At 31.6% G+C, this 22,214-nt stretch carries 20 protein-coding genes; 10 read left to right on the top strand and 10 right to left on the bottom strand.

What is annotated here, in order from left to right:
- Positions 1-744: 744 nt before the first annotated feature.
- The gene (locus tag MARIT_RS07565) at positions 745-1,281 is read left to right on the top strand and encodes a hypothetical protein (RefSeq protein ID WP_100211183.1); all 537 of its coding nucleotides are present in this window, start codon (positions 745-747) and stop codon (positions 1,279-1,281) included.
- A 282-nt stretch (positions 1,282-1,563) separates the two neighbouring features.
- Here MARIT_RS07565 and MARIT_RS07560 read toward each other — a convergent pair whose 3' ends face one another.
- From MARIT_RS07560 to MARIT_RS07550, 3 genes are all read right to left on the bottom strand, one after another.
- Positions 1,564-2,121 (bottom strand): TetR/AcrR family transcriptional regulator, encoded by a 558-nt coding sequence (locus tag MARIT_RS07560; protein ID WP_024740758.1) that lies wholly within the window; start codon positions 2,119-2,121, stop codon positions 1,564-1,566.
- Between the two features lie 155 nt (positions 2,122-2,276).
- Positions 2,277-2,738 (bottom strand): cold-shock protein, encoded by a 462-nt coding sequence (locus MARIT_RS07555; protein ID WP_024740759.1) that lies wholly within the window; start codon positions 2,736-2,738, stop codon positions 2,277-2,279.
- 129 nt (positions 2,739-2,867) lie between these two features.
- On the bottom strand, positions 2,868-3,410 hold the full coding sequence (locus tag MARIT_RS07550; RefSeq protein ID WP_024740760.1) for a 1-acyl-sn-glycerol-3-phosphate acyltransferase: 543 nt from the start codon (positions 3,408-3,410) through the stop codon (positions 2,868-2,870).
- Positions 3,411-3,453: 43 nt separating this feature from the next.
- Between MARIT_RS07550 and rmuC the strand changes: the two genes are divergently transcribed.
- Positions 3,454-4,776, top strand: a complete 1,323-nt coding sequence (gene rmuC / locus MARIT_RS07545) for a DNA recombination protein RmuC (protein WP_100211182.1) — start codon at positions 3,454-3,456, stop codon at positions 4,774-4,776.
- A 67-nt stretch (positions 4,777-4,843) separates the two neighbouring features.
- Here rmuC and glyA read toward each other — a convergent pair whose 3' ends face one another.
- On the bottom strand, positions 4,844-6,118 hold the full coding sequence (glyA, locus tag MARIT_RS07540) for a serine hydroxymethyltransferase (RefSeq protein ID WP_024740762.1): 1,275 nt from the start codon (positions 6,116-6,118) through the stop codon (positions 4,844-4,846).
- A 190-nt stretch (positions 6,119-6,308) separates the two neighbouring features.
- Here glyA and fahA point away from each other — a divergent pair, with 190 nt between their 5' ends.
- Complete coding sequence (gene fahA, locus MARIT_RS07535; protein ID WP_024740763.1) at positions 6,309-7,589, top strand: fumarylacetoacetase; 1,281 nt, start codon at positions 6,309-6,311, stop codon at positions 7,587-7,589.
- Positions 7,590-7,673: 84 nt separating this feature from the next.
- Here fahA and MARIT_RS07530 read toward each other — a convergent pair whose 3' ends face one another.
- The 3 genes from MARIT_RS07530 to ytxJ all read right to left on the bottom strand — a co-directional run bounded on the left by MARIT_RS07530 (position 7,674) and on the right by ytxJ (position 10,682).
- Positions 7,674-8,450 (bottom strand): RMD1 family protein, encoded by a 777-nt coding sequence (locus MARIT_RS07530; protein WP_024740764.1) that lies wholly within the window; start codon positions 8,448-8,450, stop codon positions 7,674-7,676.
- A 210-nt stretch (positions 8,451-8,660) separates the two neighbouring features.
- Positions 8,661-10,211, bottom strand: coding sequence for a DEAD/DEAH box helicase (locus MARIT_RS07525; RefSeq protein ID WP_231975208.1), 1,551 nt, complete (start codon positions 10,209-10,211; stop codon positions 8,661-8,663).
- A gap of 66 nt (positions 10,212-10,277) precedes the next feature.
- Complete coding sequence (gene ytxJ / locus MARIT_RS07520) at positions 10,278-10,682, bottom strand: bacillithiol system redox-active protein YtxJ (RefSeq protein WP_024740766.1); 405 nt, start codon at positions 10,680-10,682, stop codon at positions 10,278-10,280.
- 164 nt (positions 10,683-10,846) lie between these two features.
- Between ytxJ and clpB the strand changes: the two genes are divergently transcribed.
- On the top strand, positions 10,847-13,450 hold the full coding sequence (clpB, locus tag MARIT_RS07515; protein ID WP_100211180.1) for an ATP-dependent chaperone ClpB: 2,604 nt from the start codon (positions 10,847-10,849) through the stop codon (positions 13,448-13,450).
- A gap of 42 nt (positions 13,451-13,492) precedes the next feature.
- Here clpB and MARIT_RS07510 read toward each other — a convergent pair whose 3' ends face one another.
- Together MARIT_RS07510 and MARIT_RS07505 are read right to left on the bottom strand one after the other, a co-directional pair.
- Positions 13,493-14,218, bottom strand: coding sequence for a DUF6503 family protein (locus MARIT_RS07510; protein WP_100211179.1), 726 nt, complete (start codon positions 14,216-14,218; stop codon positions 13,493-13,495).
- 269 nt (positions 14,219-14,487) lie between these two features.
- A complete protein-coding gene (locus MARIT_RS07505; RefSeq protein ID WP_024740769.1) occupies positions 14,488-15,123 on the bottom strand; it encodes an OmpW/AlkL family protein in 636 nt (211 codons plus the stop codon).
- A gap of 131 nt (positions 15,124-15,254) precedes the next feature.
- Between MARIT_RS07505 and smpB the strand changes: the two genes are divergently transcribed.
- The 4 genes from smpB (at position 15,255) to MARIT_RS07480 (ending at position 18,363) form a co-directional block, all read left to right on the top strand.
- Positions 15,255-15,710 (top strand): SsrA-binding protein SmpB, encoded by a 456-nt coding sequence (gene smpB / locus MARIT_RS07500; protein ID WP_024740770.1) that lies wholly within the window; start codon positions 15,255-15,257, stop codon positions 15,708-15,710.
- 378 nt (positions 15,711-16,088) lie between these two features.
- Complete coding sequence (locus tag MARIT_RS07490; protein WP_024740772.1) at positions 16,089-16,670, top strand: Maf-like protein; 582 nt, start codon at positions 16,089-16,091, stop codon at positions 16,668-16,670.
- A gap of 78 nt (positions 16,671-16,748) precedes the next feature.
- On the top strand, positions 16,749-17,699 hold the full coding sequence (locus MARIT_RS07485; protein WP_024740773.1) for a transketolase family protein: 951 nt from the start codon (positions 16,749-16,751) through the stop codon (positions 17,697-17,699).
- 55 nt (positions 17,700-17,754) lie between these two features.
- Complete coding sequence (locus MARIT_RS07480; RefSeq protein ID WP_024740774.1) at positions 17,755-18,363, top strand: porin family protein; 609 nt, start codon at positions 17,755-17,757, stop codon at positions 18,361-18,363.
- A gap of 105 nt (positions 18,364-18,468) precedes the next feature.
- Here MARIT_RS07480 and MARIT_RS07475 read toward each other — a convergent pair whose 3' ends face one another.
- Entirely contained in the window at positions 18,469-19,899 is a 1,431-nt protein-coding gene (locus MARIT_RS07475; protein WP_174683266.1) for a CCA tRNA nucleotidyltransferase, read from the bottom strand.
- Positions 19,900-20,033: 134 nt separating this feature from the next.
- Between MARIT_RS07475 and pseB the strand changes: the two genes are divergently transcribed.
- The gene (gene pseB, locus MARIT_RS07470) at positions 20,034-21,065 is read left to right on the top strand and encodes a UDP-N-acetylglucosamine 4,6-dehydratase (inverting) (RefSeq protein WP_024740776.1); all 1,032 of its coding nucleotides are present in this window, start codon (positions 20,034-20,036) and stop codon (positions 21,063-21,065) included.
- Between the two features lie 2 nt (positions 21,066-21,067).
- Positions 21,068-22,213, top strand: coding sequence for a UDP-4-amino-4,6-dideoxy-N-acetyl-beta-L-altrosamine transaminase (gene pseC, locus MARIT_RS07465; protein ID WP_100211178.1), 1,146 nt, complete (start codon positions 21,068-21,070; stop codon positions 22,211-22,213).
- The last annotated feature ends 1 nt before the right edge of the window (position 22,214 follow it).

The following is a 22,214-nucleotide window of genomic DNA, read 5'->3' as shown; positions in this document are numbered from 1 at the left end:
AATATTTATGGACTCTATTAATTCGTCTCAACAAAACTAGACATTCCACTTGTACAGTGTTTTTACGAGGAAAAAAAACGCTGTACAAAAAACGAAGGTTAAATCTTGTACCCTGTTTTTACGAGGAAAAAAAACGCTGTACAAAAAACAAAGGTTAAATCTTGTACCCTGTTTTTACAGGGGAAAAAAACGCTGTACAAAAAACGAAGGTCAAATCTTGTACAGTGCTTTTACGAGGAAAAAAAACGCTGTACAAAAAACGAAGGTTAAATCCTGTACAGTGTTTTTACAAGGGAAAAAAAACGCTGTACAAAAAACAAAGGTTAAATCTTGTACCCTGTTTTTACAGGGGAAAAAAACGCTGTACAAAAAACGAAGGTCAAATCTTGTACCCTGTTTTTACGAGAGAAAAAAATGCTGTACAAAAATGAAGAGAAAACAAACTTATGGAAGTAAAAATGCTCTTTCAAAATGATTTAACAGCATTATTCTAAGAAAAAAATAAAAAAAAAGACTTGAAATAGTATTTTTTTTAGCAACTTGAAAAAGTTTAAGTAAATTTTATAAAATGAAGTGATTTCAATTTTTTGTTTGGAAGCGAAAATTTAACATTTTTTATCCTAATTAAGTTTTTAGCTACATTATGAAAAAAGCTAAAATTAGGGTGAAATAAGACAAATTTGCAGCAAGCATAAGAAAAAATGAAAACTATTTTATTGCAAAATTTGAAAAAAATACAGAAAAATGATAAAAGAAATAAGAAAATACTATGACGTATCTAACAGAATCATTGCGGTTTACATTCAACGTTCTCTAAGCTTTTTAGAATCGGCTATTAACGGTCGTAGAGGGTTTGATTTACCTTCTATAAACAAACTTTTAACCCTATATAAAAGTTTACAACTAGCTACTCCAATAAATATGCTATCAGAAATAACACCCGTAATGAATGAAGAAAAAAAAGAAACATTGCAACAATTAAAGAAGCAAAAAGAAGCAGTAGCAATATTGCTAATAGCACATCAAAAAAAACTAGCACAACTACAGCAGCAAAGGGAACAATGGTTTCGAGGAATCAATGCTTGTATTAGTTTACTTAATAATACGGAGTTGAGTACAACGGATGTAAAGTGGATTGATTTACGTAAAAACCATATAAAAGCACGGTTAGCAAAACATTCGCTTTTTAAGGAAACACAACAGCAACTAAAAATAAAGTTATTAAAAGATGAAGAACGTTATTTAACAGCAGCTATAATAAGCTTGAAAGCTACTATTTAATAAAGAATAAGTTTCTCAATAACCTATTGGGAACTAATGAAATCACAAAAAGAACAATATCCTATTATATCACTCATCGTATTTTAGTTAATCGCTGATTGCTCCTTACTTTTTTTTCGTTAAAAAAAGAAACTATAGTAAGTTGCCTAAAAAAGCGCTAAGATAATTTCAGTTATCTACTAGCAAAAGACCATAAGTTATATCGTAGGATTTTTCTTGATTTTTTTTCCGAAAAAGAAGAAAAAAGCAAACTAATAAAGGGAAAAGATTACTGTAGATGTGTTAAGAATAAGCCTTTTCTATTTTTTTTAACGCTTTTAAAAAAGGTACCGTTGTGCCTATTGATTTAGAGAGTACCAAACTACCTTGAATATCAATATAGCTTTGAGAAGCTAATTCAGCAGCGCTATCTTTAGGCATTCCTATTTCCATTCCAAAAATTAAAAAGCCTTTAATCCAAAGTTCCGTACCTCTTTTAATTTCCTTACCAAATAAAGCGATTCCTAAGTCTAAAGAAAGTGATCTAAACATGCAACTCTCTACACCTCCACTATACAAGTCGTTAATATTTTTAACAACCATTTCAATACGTTCCTTTTCAGGTTTTGTACTATCTACCAATACTCCGTAGATATTTTTTTCAATCCATTCTTCTATATAATTTAAAACGGCCAATGCCATCTCTTTTTTTCCTCCAGGAAAACGATGATATAAACTTGCCTTTTTTAAACCAGAAGCAGCGGCTAATTCATTCAAACTAGCTCCTTCATATCCTTTTGCTCTAAAAACAGATATGAAGCCTTTTAAGACTTGTAGGTCTTCTACTTTTTGTGGTCTCATTGAGTAAAATGTAGTATATGTAATTAAATATTTGTTTGGCTGTTGATTTTAATATTTAACATACAAGCTGGGTCGTGTATTTAAAAGAATACTTACAGACTGTAATTGAGTTAATTTAGGCGCAAAAAAAGAGGGATTTATATAAATCCCCTATATTATTTTAGCAAAGTAACCTTAACTGCATTCATTCCTTTCAATCCTTTTTCCAACTCAAAGGAAACCTTGTCGTTTTCAGCTATTCTATCTATCAAACCACTAACGTGTGTAAAATACTTTTCTTTATTTACTGCATCTATTATAAATCCAAATCCTTTAGAAGAATCAAAAAAGGATACCACTCCTGTTCTAACTGGATCAATCTTTTCTTTTTCTCTCTCAGTAGCTTTCGGAATGCTTACAGCAATACTATCGGCCTCAATTTCGATCTTATTTGCAGGATCAGGTGGTGTGTCTGTTAAATTTCCATTATGATCTACGTAAGCAAACTCAATACCCTTCTTTCCATTTTCTTTCCCCTCTGCCTTACGCGCTTCCATTTTCTTTCTCTTTTCCTCTCTTTTTTTTAAACGTTTTTTTTCTTTTTCCTTTTTATTAAATGTTTGTTCTGATTTTGCCATTAGCTGATTTAAAATGTTTTTTATATAATTATTTCCCAAAAATAGCTAATCTATTCTTATATTCCCCCAAAAATAATATTTTCTTACCAAAAAAATGTACAAATTAGGAATATAAAACCGCTGTTTATATTAAAATAATTCGGGGTTAGCCCCTTTCACATCTTTATAGAAATCATAAAAACATTCAAAATCCTTTTCCATATTATCCGTAGTATAAAACGGAGGCGATAAGGCAACTTGCTTTTTACCAAAATCAAAACTAAACATAACAATAGGTACCTTAGCACCTTTTGCTATATGGTAAAATCCTGTTTTCCATTGAGCCACTTTTTTACGAGTTCCTTCAGGTGACAAAGCCAAGCGAAACTCATCTTGCTTGTTAAACATAGCCACAATAGCATCTACCTTATTCGTACTTTTAGATCTATCAACTGGAGCACCTCCTAACCATCTAAATATAAAACCAAAAGGAGGTTTAAACAAAGCCTTTTTAGCTATAAAATTAATTTTTATACCCCATGAATTCCTAGCAAGAAGCGCAATAGGAAAATCTTTCCAGCTCGTATGCGGAGCTCCTATTATTACATATTTTTTTAAGTGGCTAGGAAACTCACCAACAAATTTCCAACCTAAAATTTTAGTGTATATAAATTTTGAAAAAGCCTTTGTCATTATCGGATTTTAAAATGATAAATTTAGCACTTAATTTAATATAATGAACGAATTGATTATTTACTTATTAATAGCAATATCAGGAGGTATAATTGGTTTAATATCAGGACGATTATTAGCCAAATTAAAATTTGAGCAAGAAAAAGTAGTCTTACAAGAACGAAACATCTTGTTAAATCAAATTCAAAAAAACGCAGAGTCAACAATTAATGCCCTTCAAGTTGAGTTAAAAGCAAACCAAGCAGACAAAGAAAGCTTAATAAAAATAAACGCAACTCAAGAGAGCAATTTGCAAAATTTGCAATTAAAACTAAAAGATAATCAACAAGAAATAGAAAACTTGCAGACTAAATTTACCAAAGAATTTGAAAACTTGGCTAATAAAATATTAGAAGAGAAATCAAGTAAATTTACGGCTCAAAATAAAGAAAACATACAAAATATTTTAACGCCTCTTCAAGAAAAAATAAAGGGCTTTGAAAACAAAGTAGCACAAACTCATAAAGAAAGTGTTGATTACCATGCTGCTTTACGCCAACAAATACTAGGTTTAAAAGAACTTAATTTACAAATGAGTAAAGAAGCAACAAACTTAACAAAAGCGTTAAAAGGTGACAGTAAAATTCAAGGAAATTGGGGGGAATTAGTATTGGAACGTGTGTTAGAAAAATCTGGCTTGGAAAAAGACAGAGAGTACTTTGTACAACAATCTTTTACCAATGAGCAAGGGAAAAGAGTATTACCCGATGTGGTAATACATTTGCCTAATAATAAAAAAATGATTGTGGACGCTAAAGTTTCTTTAACAGCATATGAGCAGTTTTCAAATAGTGATGACGTAGCTGAAAAAGACTTTTTGTTAAAAAAACACCTTCATTCTTTAAAAAAGCACATTACTCAATTAAGTGAAAAAAGATATGAAGATATTTATAAAATAGCATCGCCTGATTTTGTATTGCTCTTCATTCCTATTGAGCCAGCTTTTGCGGTAGCCTTAAATGCTGACAATGCGCTTTATAATAAAGCTTTTGAAAAAAATATAGTGATTGTTACGCCTACCACCCTACTAGCTACTTTACGAACAATTGATACCATGTGGAATAATGAAAAGCAGCAACGAAATGCCTTGGAAATAGCAAGGCAAGCAGGTGCCTTATATGATAAATTTGAAGGTTTGTTAAAAGATTTGATAGGAATAGGTAAAAAAATTGATGCCTCTAAAGCTGATTATGATTTAGCAATGGGAAAACTCGTAAACGGGCGGGGTAATTTAATAACTAGTGTTGAAAAATTAAAAAAGATGGGAGCAAAAGCAAAAAAGGCTTTGCCTCAAAGTATTATTGACAGCGCAAAGCATACAGCATAAAAAAAGCCTCCAACTTAAAAATGTTGGAGGCTTTTTTATAAAATTCATTGTAAAGTAAATAATCAATTTACATCACAAACAATCTTCTGTGGTGCATTAATTCATAAACTTTTTCGCCAATAGCCTCCAACACTTCATCATTTTCAGCATTTAAAATAGCTTCATCTATCAAATCAACAATAGTTACCATATCCTCTTCTTTTAAACCACGCGTTGTTACGGCGGCAGTACCTACACGGATACCTGAAGTTATAAAAGGCGATTTATCATCAAAAGGAACCATGTTTTTATTTACTGTTATTGCAGCCTTACCCAAAGCAGCTTCAGCATCTTTTCCTGAAATATTTTTATTTCTTAAATCAATTAGCATCATATGATTATCCGTTCCACCAGAAATAATATCATATCCTTTTGCTACAAATGCCTTTGCCATTGCTGCTGCATTTTCTTTAACTTGCAACTGATATTCCAAAAACTCATCGGTTAAAGCCTCTCCAAAAGCAATTGCTTTAGCTGCAATAACGTGCTCTAATGGCCCTCCTTGATTTCCTGGAAAAACAGCAGAATTGATTAAGGTTGACATTTTTTTTAGTTTTCCATTTTTTAACTTTAGCCCAAACGGATTTTCAAAGTCCTTTCCAATCATAATCATTCCGCCACGAGGACCTCTTAAAGTTTTGTGCGTAGTAGTAGTAACAATATGGCAATGAGGTAAAGGGTCATTTAAAATACCCTTAGCAATTAATCCCGCCGGATGCGAAATATCCGCCATTAAAATAGCACCAACACTATCTGCAATATCACGAAAACGTTTAAAATCAATATCTCTAGAATAAGCAGAAGCACCCGCTATAATTAACTTAGGTTGCTCCTTCTCTGCCGTTTCTTGAATTTTATCATAATCCAAAACACCAGTTTCTTTAGTTACCCCATAAAATGAAGTTTCATATAATTTTCCAGAAAAATTAACAGGAGAACCATGAGTTAAATGCCCTCCATGTGATAAATCAAATCCTAAAATTTTATCACCAGGTTGTAAACAAGCTGCAAATACAGCTGTGTTTGCTTGACTTCCAGAATGTGGTTGTACATTTACATACTCAGCACCAAACAGCTCCTTAGCTCTATCAATAGCTATTTGCTCAACTACATCTACTACTTCACATCCCCCATAATAGCGCTTGTTAGGATATCCTTCGGCATACTTATTGGTTAAAACGGAACCTTGTGCTAGCATTACTTGTTCACTTACAAAATTTTCTGAAGCAATTAACTCCAATCCGTTTAATTGTCTTTCTTTTTCTTCTTGAATAAGATCAAAAATTTGATGGTCTTGTTGCATTGTTGTTTATTTAAAAGAGCATCAAAAGTAATAAAAATCATTTTGCTAATAACAAGTTTAGTTTATATTTACTTAGAATTTGTTAATATATAACCTATAAAACAAATTAACATTTTTTATATTTTTTGTAACCGAGAACTATAAAAAAATATGTAGGTTTGGTTTATAAATAAAAATACAATAATTAGAAATGAAAATAACAGCTAACGACCCTAACAGAAAATCTTGGTTAAAAGTACCAGAAAACTCAGATTTTCCTATTCAAAATATCCCTTTTGGAGTTTTTATTACTAAAGATGATATTATAACTATTGGAACAAGAATTGGTGATTACGCAATAGATTTAGGTGCTTTACATCAATTAGGATATTTTGAAGGAATACCGCTAACTGATGATATTTTTTTACAAGACACGTTAAATGATTTTATAGCTGATGGGCGCAAAACATGGCGTTTAGTTCGTAATAGAATTGCTGATATTTTTGATGTAACTAATCAAGGTTTAAGAGATAATGCTGAGCATAAAGACCAAGTGATTTTTAGAATGGAAGATGTAGAAATGCAATTGCCTGTTGCTGTTGGTGATTATACTGATTTTTATGCAAGTAAAGAGCACGCTACCAATGTAGGGTCATTATTTCGCGATCCAGAAAATGCTTTATTTCCTAACTGGTTACAAATTCCTATTGGATATCATGGAAGAAGCTCATCAATTGTTCCGTCAGGTACCCCCATACGTCGTCCTATCGGACAATCACGACCAAATGAGGGAGAAACAACCCCTAATTTCGGACCTTCAAAATTATTAGACTTTGAATTAGAAATGGCATTTATTACAACCGTTGCAAATGATTTAGGTGAAAGAATTCCTATTGAAGAAGCAGAAGACTATATTTTTGGATTGGTATTGTTCAACGATTGGTCCGCTAGAGATATTCAAGCATGGGAATATGTTCCTTTAGGTCCGTTCTTAGGAAAAAGCTTTGCCTCTACTATTTCTCCTTGGATTGTAACCTTAGATGCTTTAGAGCCTTTTAGAGTAGCTAACCCTAAGCAAGTTTATGAGCCCTTACCTTATTTACGTAAAGAAGGGAATGATAGCTATGATATTAACTTACAAATGGCTATTAAACCTGAAAATGAGGATGAAACGGTTGTATGTAACTCTAATTTTAAGTATATGTACTGGACCATGGCGCAACAACTAGCCCACCATACTGTAAACGGATGCCCTGTAAATGCTGGAGATATGATGGGAAGCGGTACCATATCAGGCCCTACTAAAGATAGCTTTGGTTCTATGTTAGAGCTAACTTGGCGAGGTCAAAACCCTATTAAAATGAAGGATGGTAGTGAACGAAAGTTCATTAATGACCATGATACCGTTATTATGAGAGGCTACTCACAAAATGATAACGTTCGTATTGGTTTTGGAGAGTGTTCTGGTAAAGTATTACCTGCTTTAAAGTAAACTTAACCTTACCATAATTGTTTTAGAATTATAAAACAACTACCTAAAAAAAGAGACTCGCTGTGCATATACGAGTCTCTTTTTTTAAATTAGTTTTTCTATAATAACCTGAACTACTTCAAAGAGAATTAAAATGATAATAATCCATTCCAACATACTGCTATATTTATGTTGAAGAATATCACTAAACAAGTCTAAATTCTCCTTAATAACATTCAGACTATTTTCTATTCCTTGATGACGTTTTTCTATATCTAGCTCCTTTTTTAATTTATCATCTAGTGTTAGTAAGTCTTTGCTATTCCATGCAAGATCAGGGGATTCAAAAATAAAGAGGTTTTCGGCAATATTATTTTTTAAATTCATTGTTTTTCCTATAAACTTTTGCATTTGTGTTTTAGGAAGCTTAAATCTACCTGTTTGCGCTAGTTGTTTTGAATAAATTAATGTTTTATGGTGCAAATCAGATGTTTCATTAACATAGCCCATTAAAACGACAGATTGTGCCAAATTAAACATGATAAGATGAGCCACATCGTCATTTAGTTCCTTTATTTGAATAGTGCCAAAATCAACATCAATAATATCCTTAAAAGTAATTGTATATTCTTCGGAGGGTAAATCTGTATTTCCTTTACGATCTATTAGCAGTGAATTTATTGTCTTTTCAATTAAGGTTGTTGCACAATTTATAAAAACAATACTACCATAATCTTTGATATATACATAAGATTGTTCTTTTATTTTATACAATAAAAAAGAGCGTTCCTTTTTTAGGAGCTGGTACTTCTCTAATGCTTTAGTAGCATTATTTAATACTATGCGCTTTTCTAAATGATATGCTTTAGCAATTAAATCCATTTGTTAATATGATTACTTTAATTTCCAAATAATTTATGTAGTGGCATCTATTTTTCTTATTAACTTTTAACAGAAACATAATGAATGTTAGAAATTCATCCAAAAAAGAAACCTATCAAATGTAACTCATTTTTTAGCAAATCATCTTAAAAAAAAGTAAAAAAGTACTACTTTTTTGTAGTGCTTTTTGGCAAACTATTTCTAGTTATTTTATTCTTCTTCAGGAGGTGGATGCCCAAAAATATCTTCGTAAATCTCATCAAAATTATTACGTAAATATGTATTTAATTTCTTACGATAATCATCGCGTAACCAATCTATAAAATTGTGTGTACTCTTACAAATACATTTTGAGTAACGATGTATCCTATCATCAATATCATCTCCTAACTTTTTAGCCAAGATAAGTGCATCAAACACATCTTCACTATTTTCAATACACATTCTAGCATGATGTTCAATAGAGCGTTCCAATACTTTTTTAGAGCTTTGCCCTGTTTTTATGGTATCAACATACACCTTTTTAACATCGAAATACAAATCTTTTGAATTTGAAAACTCAGCCCTTACTTCTTCAGGTAGCTCATATACAAAAGTACTTTCTATTTCCTCATCACTTAATAAATTATCTAAGTAAAAATTAGGCGCTCTAAACATTTTATGCCAATCTAAATCAGCCCCCCAAGGTCCAAAACGATGGAAATTATTACCTAAGTCAATAACATTAAAACTACTTTTTCCAGGTAAAATACGCGAACCACGCCCTATCATTTGATAGTATAAGGTTAATGATTTTGTAGCCCTATTCAATATAATAGATTCTACAGTAGGTTCATCAAATCCTGTTGTTAGAATACTTACAGAAGTAATAATAGCATTAGGAGTTTCTTTAAACCATTTTAAAATAAAATCGCGTTCTTTTTTCGTATTTGTATTATCTAAATGCGCTATTGGATACCCTGCTCTTTTAAAAGTATCATAAACATGTAAAGAAGTATTGATTCCATTGTTAAATATCAATGTTTTTTTTCCTTTAGAACGTTCTTGATAAGCTTTTAAAAGCTTTCCTAGCATATCTGTATTCGTATATAAATCTTCAGAAGATTTTACGGTGTAATCTCCATTAGCCCCTACTTCTAACGAAGTCAGTCCTACATTATAAGAATATACTTTTGCACGCGCTAGAAATTCATTTTCTATTAATGTACCAATACTTTCACCAGCTATTAAATCATCATAATTATCTTTCATAGGCAGTTTCATATTTGAACTTAAAGGAGTAGCCGTAACCCCCAGCACAAAAGACTTATCAAAATACTTAAACAATTTTGTAAAAGAATTATAATGCGCTTCATCAATAATCACTAATCCTACATCAGAAATATCAAGCATATTATCATTTAGTCGATTGTTTAGTGTTTCCACCATAGCAACAAAACAACTATATTCGTTTTGATCATCTAAACTCGCTTTACTATCAACAATCTTATTATCTACACCAAACTCCACTAACATTTTAGCAGTTTGTTTACATAATTCTATACGGTGCGTCATTATCAATACCTTCTTTTGATAATGTTTTAAGTATTGTCTTGTTATTTCTGAAAAAATAACTGTTTTTCCTCCTCCTGTTGGTAATTGGTATAATAAATGGTAGTTTTCTGGAGCATTTTCAAAGCTTTTAAAAATACTATGAATGGCCCTTTTTTGGTAGCTATATAGGTCTTTTCCTACTTTTTTATCAGAGATTGTATTGCTCAATGTGTTGGTTTTTTGAAGGATACAAAAATAGCATCATTCTTAAGAAAAACCAGCACAAAACAACGTTTATTTTAAAAAGCTTTTTAAATTCACTTGTGTAATATCATAATGAGATGCATGCGCAACGGCTTCTCCATTTTTAATTACCAGTAATTGAGGTGATTGGTGAAGTACTTGAAATTGGTATCCTACTTCATTTGATATTTCACGATAATTTAACAAATCCAAATAATACACCTTTAATTCTTTTAAATCTTCATCAAAAGACCTTTCAAATCGTTGAATTGCAACACTGCTAATACTACATCTTGTTGAATGCTTAAAAATAGCGATTGTTTCTGTTTTAGACAATTTTTTAATTGCTTCTAATTGCTTTAAAGAATTCAATCGAATCCAATTTACATTCGATTGTACTTCCTTTTTATCTTCTTTCTTCGTTTTATTTCCGAATATACTACTAAATAGTCCCATATTTTTGTTTTTTGGTTTGGTCGATACTAATTAAAAAAACTTTCATAAAGCCAAAAAGTCAGTAAAACTCTTATAAACAAGACAAAATGACTGTTTTTGTTTGCTTTTTACAAATGGTATCACTTTTGATTTTTTTCTCATGAAAAATTAAAAAAAAATAGAAAATGAATTTAAACAATTATACGATAAAATCGCAAGAAACCATACAAAAAGCACAAGAATTAGCGCAAAGTTATGGACATAATCAAATAAACAATGAACATATTTTTAAAGCCTTACTCAATGTTGACGAAAATGTACTTCCTTTTGTACTAAAAAAACTAGGAATCAACATCCATATCGTTCAACAAGTTTTAAACAAGCAATTAGAAAACTTACCTAAGGTGTCAGGAGCCGAAATACTCCTTTCTAGAGAAGCTGGAAAAACACTAAATGAAGCAAGCATCCTTGCTAAAAAAATGAGCGATGAATATGTATCAATAGAACATATTTTGCTAGCTCTTTTTAAGTCAAAAAGTAATGCTTCTCAAATCTTAAAAGACCAAGGAGTTACGGAAAAAGATTTGTTAGCTACCATAGAAGAATTAAGAAAAGGAACTCGTGTAACTTCTAAAAGTGCAGAAGAAACCTATAATGCTTTAAGTAAATATGCTAAAAACTTAAACCAATTAGCACAAGATGGAAAGCTAGATCCAGTAATTGGTAGAGATGAAGAAATACGCCGCTTATTACAAATTTTAACCAGAAGAACTAAAAACAATCCTATTTTAGTTGGAGAACCTGGAACAGGTAAAACAGCTATTGCAGAGGGATTAGCGCATAGGATTATTCGCGGAGATGTTCCTGAAAATTTAAAAGAAAAACAACTATTTTCGTTAGATATGGGAGCTTTAATTGCAGGAGCTAAATTTAAAGGAGAATTTGAAGAGCGCTTAAAATCTGTTGTCAAAGAAGTAACTAGTTCAAATGGTGATATTGTACTTTTTATTGATGAAATTCATACCTTAGTAGGTGCTGGAGGAGGTCAAGGAGCCATGGATGCCGCTAATATCTTAAAGCCAGCATTGGCACGTGGAGAACTTCGCGCCATTGGTGCTACTACCTTGGATGAGTATCAAAAATATTTTGAAAAAGACAAAGCCTTAGAGCGTCGTTTCCAAAAAGTGATAGTAGATGAACCTGATACAGAAAGTGCCATTTCTATTTTAAGAGGAATTAAAGATACATATGAAACGCATCACAAAGTTCGCATTAAAGATGAGGCTATTATTGGTGCTGTAGAATTATCGCAACGCTATATCACCAATCGATTTTTACCAGACAAAGCCATTGATCTTATGGATGAAGCTGCTGCTAAACTTCGTATGGAAATGAACTCTAAACCTGAAGAATTAGATGTTTTAGATAGAAGAATCATGCAGCTTGAAATTGAGATAGAAGCCATTAAACGCGAGGATGATACTGCTAAACTAAAATCTTTGAATGCTGATTTAGCAAATTTAAAAGAAGATCGTAATGAAATTAATGCAAAATGGCAATCTGAAAAAAGTGTAGTCGATACTATACAATCATTAAAAGCAACTATAGAAAACTATAAACAGGAAGCTGATAAGGCGGAACGAAATGGAGACTATGGTAAGGTTGCTGAAATTAGATATGGAAAAATTAAAACAGCGCAAGAATCTCTTGAAGAACAACAAAAAATATTAGCAAACCAACAAGATAACGCCTTAATAAAAGAAGAAGTTACTTATGATAATATTGCCGAAGTTGTTGCTAAATGGACGGGGGTTCCTGTTACTAAGATGCTGCAATCAGAACGTGAAAAATTATTGAAGTTAGAAAATGAATTGCATAAGCGAGTGGTAGGACAAGAAGAAGCTATAACGGCTGTTGCTGATGCTGTAAGACGTTCTCGTGCAGGATTACAAAATCCTAATAAACCAATTGGTTCTTTCTTATTTTTAGGAACTACTGGGGTTGGAAAAACAGAATTAGCAAAAGCCCTAGCTGATTATTTATTTGATGATGAAAATGCAATGACTAGAATTGATATGAGTGAATATCAAGAACGCCATTCTGTAAGCCGTTTGGTAGGTGCGCCTCCTGGATATGTGGGCTATGACGAAGGAGGTCAATTGACTGAAGCTGTTCGTAGAAAACCTTACTCTGTAATTCTTTTAGATGAAATTGAAAAAGCGCATCCTGATACTTTTAATATATTACTTCAAGTATTAGACGAAGGTAGGCTAACAGATAATAAAGGGCGCGTTGCTGATTTTAAAAATACTATCATCATCATGACTTCTAATATGGGGAGCCATATCATTCAAGAGAAGTTTGACAACTTAAAAGGAGATCTCCAATCGAGTATGGAAATAGCTAAAACGGAGGTGATAGGTTTATTAAAACAAACCGTAAGACCTGAGTTTTTAAATAGAATAGATGATATTATCATGTTTACACCGCTTTCTAAGGAAAACATTCATCAAATTGTAAAAATACAATTAGACCGCGTTAAGAAAATGATTGCAGAACAAAATATCACTTTAGACGCTACAGATGAAGCTATTAACTATTTGGCTCAAAAAGGATACCAACCTGAATTTGGTGCCCGTCCTGTAAAACGAGTGCTTCAAAAAGAGGTATTAAACACCTTGTCTAAAGAAATATTATCAGGAAAGGTTACTACCGATAGTATTATTTTACTAGATGCTTTTGATGACAAACTTGTTTTTAGAAATCAAACGGAATTAATAAATCACTAATTAAAAAAAGCGATACTTACTCAGAGTATCGCTTTTTTTATTTTAATAAGTTATGCTAATATTTTCCAAAACTATTTCTGATAGTTTTTTCAGCTTATTATTTTCATACTCTTTATCTATATCATAAAAATTAAGCTCTTTTTTTAATGGTTTGTAGTTATTATAATCAACCAAACGTACTCCTTTTATAAGATGTTCTTTTTTTACATCTCTAAAACGAATTCCTCCTCCGTTGGTATGGTATTTATACGCTAAATAAGTTACTTTAAAAGTCTTTTTATCAATCCAGTAAATAAACACGTCATCAAAATCATCACCTCCCCCTTTTTCATTAAAAGTAATTTCTATTTTATAATAAGCTTTTCCTTTAATAGTTACCTCTGGCAGTAATTTTTTATAAACCGCCTTATCATTTAATCCATAAGGTAGCACTGCAAAATAATGTACGGAATTCACAGAATTTGCGTAGGCATTTTTCGCTTTCTCATTTAAAGAAACTTCTTTGCCTCCTATAAAGCGTTGTAAACCACTGTTAGAAAGAATATCTTCTATTTTTACACCATCTTTTACAAACGATTTTGACAAATTGAAATGTCCATCTTTTCTAACAGCTTTGTAATGTTTATCTCTAAACGTAAATGCTAATGTAGCATTGCTCATGACTTGCAAACCACTTTTTTCAATAGACTTATCTATTATTTCTTGGGCAGTATAATCTGTTTTATACAAACCGAAATACATTGTAATAAAAAGAAAAAAATATCTCATGTAATTTTGTTTTATAATGTTTTTCTTTACGTCGGAGTTTGCTAATAAAATTACACAAAATGCATTTAATTTATGTTAAAAGGAAAATAAGGATCAAAAAACTAGCAAAAAAATATTAGGTACTCCAGTTTCAACTCTACTCTACCGAAAAGCTAATTGATTTATAGTCTTAAAAAAATCAATATTAAAACGATAAACAAAAGCTTCCTGTGAATCTCAGGAAGCTTTCGTATCAAAGAAATGTAACCAACATTTCTTCAAATCCCCCTTTAAAATTTTAAACCAACTCCAAAACCAATTAAAAGAGGGTTTATATCAATATCAGCAGGCACTGTAGCTGCTAACGTCTTAACAGTAACATCCGTATTTAATCCTACATATTTTGCATCTATATTTAAAAACCATTTATCATTCAAGTCGTAATCAAATCCTAACTGAAAAGCATACCCTAATGCATTTTTATATGCTACATCTATTACCGCCCCTGGATTGGAGCTGTAAAAAATTGTATAATTGCCTCCAGCTCCTAAATATGGTTTGAAATTACTAATATTAAAATGGTACTGAACTGTTAACGTTGGAGGAAGTAACCATACATGTCCTAAATTTACATTTCCTAAAGCTGTTTGTACTGCCGAAACACTGTGTTTTGTAGTTCCTAAAACAAGTTCTGTAGAAATATTTTTAGTAAAAAAGTACGTAAAATCCACTTCCGGAATTACATTTGTACTTATAGCAGCATCACCTCCAATAGCTCCTATTTTAGCAGATTCATTAGGAATTACTGTAACCCATCTACAGCGGGCCTGCCACCTCTTAAAATCACAATCCTTTACTTTTTCTTGTGCATTTGCATTTCCTAAAAAAAGAATTCCTAAAACAAAGCTTATCAAAACTTTCTTCATAATATTTAATTTTAATAGTTATAAATCCATCAACAAAAGTAAATCGGATTCTTTCCTAAGAATATGACTAAAATCATAGTTTAATAATTTTGTTTTTCCCTCCTTTTTTATGAGTATATTTGCGCTTAGTTATGCAGAAAAAAATCAACATACAAAATAAAAAAGCTCGTTTCGAGTATGAGATTTTAGATAAATATGTAGCTGGAATTCAATTAACAGGAACAGAAATAAAATCAATTCGTTTGAGCAAGGCTCGTATTACAGAAAGTTTTTGTGAATTTAATGATAAAGGAGAACTATTTGTAATAAACATGTATATTGAGGAATATATATATGGGCACCAATTTAACCATAAACCTAAAAGTGAAAGGAGACTTTTATTGAATAAACGAGAGCTCCGAAATCTTAAGAAAGATGTAGAAGCAAAAGGAAATACTATTGTTCCATTACGCCTCTTTATTAATGAAAAAGGGTTTGCCAAATTAGAAATAGCATTAGGTAAAGGAAAAAAGGTACATGACAAGCGGGAAACTATGAAAGATCGTGATAATAAACGCGATTTAGCTCGTATAAAAAAGAACTTTTGATTGCTTTTTATAGTCTATTTGTTGGAATTCTCCTTGGTGTTAAAAAACTGATAAATGATAGCAAGCATATCAATAAAGATTATTCATTAAATAAAAAGACGCTCCCTATCCTCATAGGAAGAAATAGAGTATATTTCCTTATAAGAGTTGCTTTAAGTATGCTTTGTTTTTTATTAATAGTGTTCTATAAAAATTACTTAAAATTACAACCCACCTTTATAAAATGTTTGTTTTTTATTATGCTAACACCTCTTTTATATTTATATTATGATATAAAAAAATTAAAAACACAACGCTCCTTTTTACTTTTTCATAAATTAATAAATGCCGTGATTCTTTTTGGAGCTCTTCTTCTTTTTTATTTTAAAATTACCATAAATGTTACAAACTAAACTAGCCAACTATAACATCATTCTAGCATCAGGATCTCCTAGAAGGCAGAACTTCTTTAAAGAATTAGACATCCCTTTTGAAATCAGATTAAAAGAAGTTGAGGAAATATACCCAAAAGAACTAAAAGGACGTCAAATAACCGATTTTTTAGCCAATTTAAAATCCCTACCCTTTGAAAGTGAATTAACAGAAAAAGATCTTTTAATTACTTCTGACACTATTGTTTGGTTTAATAATGAAGCACTAGGGAAACCTAAAAATTATGAAGACGCTTTTTCAATGCTCAATAAAATGTCTAACAATCAGCATCAAGTGATTACTTCTATAAGTATTAAAAGCAAGAATTTTCAAAAAATAGTGCATGATATAACTGATGTTCATTTCAAAACTCTATCTGAAGAAGAAATACATTATTATTTAAAAAAGTGCCAACCTTTTGACAAGGCTGGAAGTTATGGAATACAAGAATGGATTGGAAAAATAGGTGTTCATAAAATAGAAGGTAGTTATTTTAATGTAATGGGGCTACCTGTTCATAAACTGTATGAAGAATTGATGAATTTATAAGCTTCTGTTTAAATAAAAGTTTATTTTTGAAGCTTTAAACAACACACGAATAAACCTTAGTTGGTTAAAATTATTTACATGAAAAAATATACATATACAGAAAAAAAAGATACTCGATCAGGTTTTGGTGATGGCTTGACTGAATTGGGTAAAACAAATGAAAATGTAGTAGCTCTTTGTGCAGATTTAACAGGCTCTTTAAAAATGAATGAGTTTGAAAAAAATCATCCTGAAAGATTCTTTCAAGTGGGTATTGCTGAAGCTAATATGATTGGTATCGCCGCTGGTATGACTATCGGAGGAAAGATTCCTTTTACAGGAACTTTTGCTAACTTTTCTACCGGACGTGTATATGACCAAATTCGTCAATCTGTTGCTTATTCTGATAAAAACGTAAAAATATGTGCTTCTCATGCTGGATTAACGCTAGGAGAAGATGGAGCTACTCATCAAATATTAGAAGATATTGGATTGATGAAAATGTTACCAGGTATGACTGTTATTAATACCTGTGACTATAGCCAAACTAAAGCTGCTACTATTGCGATTGCGGAACATGACGGCCCTGTTTACTTACGTTTTGGGCGCCCTAAAGTACCTGTTTTTATGACTAATGAGCCATTCGTAATAGGTAAAGCAATTCATTTAACAGAAGGTACTGATGTAACCATTGTAGCTACAGGTCATTTAGTTTGGGAGGCTTTACAAGCTGCTGAAAAGCTAGAAGCTAAAGGTATTTCTGCAGAAGTAATTAACATTCATACTATAAAGCCATTAGATGAGAAGGCCATTTTAACTTCTGTTGCTAAAACAGGATGTGTAGTAACTGCCGAAGAACATAATAAGTTTGGAGGTTTAGGCGAAAGTGTTGCGCGTTGCTTAGCTCAAAACACGCCTACTCCGCAAGAGTTCGTTGCCGTAGATGATAGTTTCGGTGAATCTGCTACTCCTGAGCAACTAATGGAAAAATATGGATTGAATGATATTGCTATTGTAAATGCTGTTGAAAAAGTTATTAAAAGAAAATAAACGATAATCTTAATCCATTCGTTCTAACCAACAAGAAAACATATAAAGTATAAAAATGAAAAAAATAATTTTAGCATTGTGCCTTATTTTTGGCGCAAATCAAATGATCAACTCGCAAATCCAATTTGGTGTTAAAGCAGGTATTAATTATAATAATAATGGCGATTTAAAGCTTTCAGAAACGCTTGGAAACGCAGTAAAAGGGGCAGATGCTAAATCAGGCTTCCACGCTGGATTTTGGCTTAGAAAAGATTTACCAAATAATGGACTATATATACAACCTGAACTTGTATATACACAAGCTAAAAGTGAATACGCACTTAGCACTGAAAAAAACGATTACGATTTACAAAAAATTGATATTCCTATACTTTTAGGAAAAAAAATATTTGGTATTGGACGTGCTTTTATAGGGCCTTCATTTCAATATGTTATTGACGCTAAGTTTGATGCTAAAAATATTACAGCTGACGAATTTGATAAATTTTCTTTAGGACTTCAAATGGGATTTGGAGTTGAGTTTGGCAAATTAGGAGTAGATGCTCGATGGGAAAGAGGACTTACAGACTCTGAAGCTAAATTTGTAGGAAAGAATGTTACTCAAAAGGCAATTATAGACAATAGAACCAACCAAATTATTCTAGGTGTTTCTTACCGTTTCTAAAAAAAACTATTCAAAAAAAAGCTCAGAAATTTAAAATTTCTGAGCTTTTTTTATTTGAAGATAGTTATTAAATAATACCTATAGCGTACATTGTATTTTTTACTATTAAGCTTCTATTTTTAAACCTAAAGATTTTCCTTTTTTAAGCATAAATTGATACGAGGCTTCATATTCATTTAAAATCTCCCCTTCTAATATAGCTTCCTTTATAGCTTCCTTTATCTGGCCTATTTCTCTACAAGGTTTTAAATTAAAGGTTTTCATAATTTCCTCTCCCGAAATAGGGGGTTGAAAGTTACGAACTCTATCTCTTTCCTCTACTTCCTTAATTTTTTTACGAACAAGCTCAAAGTTTTGATGATATCGTTTAAATTTTTTAGGATTTTTTGTAGTGATATCAGCTTCGCAAAGAGTCATCAAACTATCCACATCATCTCCTGCATCAAATATTAAACGACGAACAGCAGAATCTGTAACTTCCGAAGCCAACACAATCGGACGAGAGCTTAAAAGCACCATCTTTTGCACAAATTTCATTTTATTATTTAATGGCATCTTTAACCTCTTAAACAACTTATATACCATTTTAGCTCCTACAAACTCGTGGGCATGAAATGTCCATCCATTTTTCTTATGAAACTTTTTAGTAGGAGCTTTTCCTATATCATGTAATAAAGCCGCCCAGCGTAACCAAACATCATGGGTGTTTTTAGAAATATTATCAACAACTTCTAATGTATGGTAAAAATTATCTTTATGCTTTTGCCCTTCTACTTCCTCTACTCCTTTCAAATCTACTAACTCAGGAAGTAACCGTTTTAATAAATTTGTTTTTTCTAGTAGTAGAAAACCTATAGAAGGAACTGGAGCACTTATAATTTTATGCAATTCAACAATAATTCGTTCACGAGTTATGATGTCTATTCTCTTTGCATTTTCAGTAATTGCTTTCAAAGATTCTTCTTCAATAGAAAAGTTCAATTGGGTAGCAAATCGAATAGCTCGCATCATGCGTAATGGATCGTCTGAATAAGTAATATCTGGAGCTAGCGGAGTTCTAATCGTTTTTGTTACCAAGTCATTCATCCCTCCAAAAGGATCTAGTAAGAACCCGAAATCTTTTTCATTTAAGCTTAAGGCCAAAGCATTTATCGTAAAATCTCTTCTATTCTGATCATCTTGTAATGTTCCTACTGAAACTTCAGGATTCCTACTATCTTTAGTATAAGATTCTTTTCTCGCTCCTACAAACTCTATTTCAATGTCTTGATACCGCAACATTGCAGTGCCATATGTTTTAAAAACCTGTACTTTAGGCTTTGTGGGGAGTAAAGAAGCTACTTTTTGAGCTAATTTAATACCACTACCTACCGCTACAATATCAATATCTTTAGCAGTTCCTCTTTTTAAAATGAAATCTCTAACGAAACCTCCTATCACATAACATTCCACCTCTAATTCTTTAGCTGCTTGCGATATATATTGAAAAATTTCGGCTGAAATAGCCTCTTTATAGTACTGTTTTTTTATTTCCATGCTCACTTAATCTATGCTTGGCAAATTTACCATAATTTACACCATACAAAAATTGATTTTACTATTTATTAAATGTAAATTATAAAATACGTATTTTTGCAAACTATTATATTTAGATTTTGAAAAAAAATTTTATGCTAAACTTAAATAATCAATCTATTTTAATTACAGGGGGTACAGGGTCTTTCGGGAAAATGTTTACCAAATTAATCCTAAATAGATTCCCCAATGTAAAACGTCTTGTCATTTTTTCTAGAGATGAGCAAAAACATTTTCAAATGGCTCAAGAGTTTCCTGAATCAGAATTTCCTCAAATACGTTATTTTATTGGTGATGTAAGAGATCTGAAAAGATTGGAAAGTGCTTTTGAAGATATTGATATAGTTATTCATGCAGCGGCGATGAAACACGTTCATTTAGCTGAATACAATCCGATGGAATGTGTTAAAACAAATATTAATGGCGCTGAAAACGTTATTGACGCTGCTTTAAAATGCAACGTTAAGAAGGTAGTAGCACTATCAACAGATAAGGCAGCAGCTCCTATAAATTTGTATGGAGCTACTAAATTAGCTTCTGATAAGCTATTTATTGCAGCTAACAACATAAAAGGTAAGAGAGATATTAAGTTTTCTGTAGTTCGATATGGAAATGTAATGGGATCTAATGGTTCTGTCATGCCTTTTTTCTTAAATAAGAAAAAAAGCGGTGCCGCTTTTTTACCAATTACAGATCAACATATGACACGCTTCAATATTTCTTTGGAAGATGGTTGTGAAATGGTTTTTTATGCAATCGAAAATGCTTGGGGAGGAGAAATTTTTGTACCTAAAATACCATCATATAATGTTATTGATGTTGCTACTGCTATAGCTCCTGAATTAGAGCAAAAGATAGTAGGCATTCGACCAGGAGAGAAATTACACGAGGAGATGATTACTGCATCAGACTCGTTTAGTACTCTTGATTTAGGTAAATATTACGCTATTTTGCCTCAAAACTCGCCTTATTCAATATATACTAAAAAAGAATACCAAAAAGCATTCGATGGAACACCCGTTCCTGAAGGTTTTTCATATAATTCCAATAATAACGACAGCTGGGAAACCATTGAAAGTCTGAGAACTTTGGTTAAAAAACATGTTGATTCTAATTTTGAAATATAGCTATGACTTTTAAAATTCCTTATGGACGCCAAAATATACAGCAAGACGATATCAATGCTGTTGTAGAAACTTTACAAAATGACTTTTTAACACAAGGACCGAAAGTTAAAGAATTTGAAGAAAAATTTGCAACTTATGTTGGTGCTAAGTACGCTTTAGCGGTAAATAATGCTACCTCTGGTTTGCATTTAGCTGTTTTAGCAATGGGGCTAAAAGAAGGAGAAAGGGTTATCACAACTCCTATTACCTTTGCTGCATCTGCTAATTGTATTCGTTTTTTGAATGGAGAAGTATGGTTTGCAGATATTGATCCTGACACTTACTTACTGTCTCTTGAGGCTACTCGAAAGCTAATAGAAAGTAAACCTAAAGGTTTTTTTAAAGGAATTATTCCTGTTGATTTTGCGGGATTGCCTGTTGATTTAGAAAAGTTTAAAGAATTAGCTATAGAACATGATTTATGGATTGTAGAAGATGCATGCCATGCTCCAGGTGGGTATTTCTTAGACTCTAATAATAATAAACAATATTGTGGTAATGGTAATTTTGCTGATATAGGTGTTTTCTCATTCCATCCTGTAAAACACATTGCTTGCGGTGAAGGTGGAATGCTCACTACAAATTCGGAAGAAATCTTTAAAAAGCTATCTCTTTTAAGAACACATGGAATTACGAAAGAGAATATGAGTGAGAATCATGGAGGTTGGTTTTATGAAATGCAAGAGTTAGGTTTTAACTATAGACTTACAGACTTTCAATCAGCATTAGGAATTACCCAGTTGAAAAAAAATAAAGCAGGAGTTGAAAGAAGAAATGAAATATCTAATGCCTATAAAAAAGCTTTTCAGGGAAAAGTCAAGCATCAGTATTTACCCAACAATAGTTACAATGCTCACCATTTATTTGTTATTGAAGTAACAAATAGAAAAGAGCTATATGATTTCCTAAGAAATCATGGTATTTTTGCGCAAATACATTATATTCCTGTGCACAAACTACCTTATTACCAAAGTATCGGCTACGATGATGCCAATTTAATAAATGCTGAGAATTATTACTCAAAGTGTATTAGTTTGCCAATGTATCCTAATTTAACAAATAAAGAACAACAATTTGTAATTGATAAAGTTTTAGAATTCATAAATTAAA

It is taken from the genome of Tenacibaculum maritimum NCIMB 2154, from assembly GCF_900119795.1.
GTDB lineage: Bacteria > Bacteroidota > Bacteroidia > Flavobacteriales > Flavobacteriaceae > Polaribacter > Polaribacter maritimus.
This window is presented reverse-complemented; position numbering and strand designations above follow the sequence as displayed.

What these genes read in the sequence shown, in the direction of transcription:
- MARIT_RS07565 (WP_100211183.1), top strand. Translation starts at nt 745, where the DNA reads ATGATAAAAGAAATAAGAAAATACTATGACGTATCTAACAGAATCATT.
- MARIT_RS07560 (WP_024740758.1), bottom strand. Translation starts at nt 2,121, where the DNA reads ATGAGACCACAAAAAGTAGAAGACCTACAAGTCTTAAAAGGCTTCATA.
- MARIT_RS07555 (WP_024740759.1), bottom strand. Translation starts at nt 2,738, where the DNA reads ATGGCAAAATCAGAACAAACATTTAATAAAAAGGAAAAAGAAAAAAAA.
- MARIT_RS07550 (WP_024740760.1), bottom strand. Translation starts at nt 3,410, where the DNA reads ATGACAAAGGCTTTTTCAAAATTTATATACACTAAAATTTTAGGTTGG.
- rmuC (WP_100211182.1), top strand. Translation starts at nt 3,454, where the DNA reads ATGAACGAATTGATTATTTACTTATTAATAGCAATATCAGGAGGTATA.
- glyA (WP_024740762.1), bottom strand. Translation starts at nt 6,118, where the DNA reads ATGCAACAAGACCATCAAATTTTTGATCTTATTCAAGAAGAAAAAGAA.
- fahA (WP_024740763.1), top strand. Translation starts at nt 6,309, where the DNA reads ATGAAAATAACAGCTAACGACCCTAACAGAAAATCTTGGTTAAAAGTA.
- MARIT_RS07530 (WP_024740764.1), bottom strand. Translation starts at nt 8,450, where the DNA reads ATGGATTTAATTGCTAAAGCATATCATTTAGAAAAGCGCATAGTATTA.
- ytxJ (WP_024740766.1), bottom strand. Translation starts at nt 10,682, where the DNA reads ATGGGACTATTTAGTAGTATATTCGGAAATAAAACGAAGAAAGAAGAT.
- clpB (WP_100211180.1), top strand. Translation starts at nt 10,847, where the DNA reads ATGAATTTAAACAATTATACGATAAAATCGCAAGAAACCATACAAAAA.
- MARIT_RS07510 (WP_100211179.1), bottom strand. Translation starts at nt 14,218, where the DNA reads ATGAGATATTTTTTTCTTTTTATTACAATGTATTTCGGTTTGTATAAA.
- MARIT_RS07505 (WP_024740769.1), bottom strand. Translation starts at nt 15,123, where the DNA reads ATGAAGAAAGTTTTGATAAGCTTTGTTTTAGGAATTCTTTTTTTAGGA.
- smpB (WP_024740770.1), top strand. Translation starts at nt 15,255, where the DNA reads ATGCAGAAAAAAATCAACATACAAAATAAAAAAGCTCGTTTCGAGTAT.
- MARIT_RS07490 (WP_024740772.1), top strand. Translation starts at nt 16,089, where the DNA reads ATGTTACAAACTAAACTAGCCAACTATAACATCATTCTAGCATCAGGA.
- MARIT_RS07485 (WP_024740773.1), top strand. Translation starts at nt 16,749, where the DNA reads ATGAAAAAATATACATATACAGAAAAAAAAGATACTCGATCAGGTTTT.
- MARIT_RS07480 (WP_024740774.1), top strand. Translation starts at nt 17,755, where the DNA reads ATGAAAAAAATAATTTTAGCATTGTGCCTTATTTTTGGCGCAAATCAA.
- MARIT_RS07475 (WP_174683266.1), bottom strand. Translation starts at nt 19,899, where the DNA reads ATGGAAATAAAAAAACAGTACTATAAAGAGGCTATTTCAGCCGAAATT.
- pseB (WP_024740776.1), top strand. Translation starts at nt 20,034, where the DNA reads ATGCTAAACTTAAATAATCAATCTATTTTAATTACAGGGGGTACAGGG.
- pseC (WP_100211178.1), top strand. Translation starts at nt 21,068, where the DNA reads ATGACTTTTAAAATTCCTTATGGACGCCAAAATATACAGCAAGACGAT.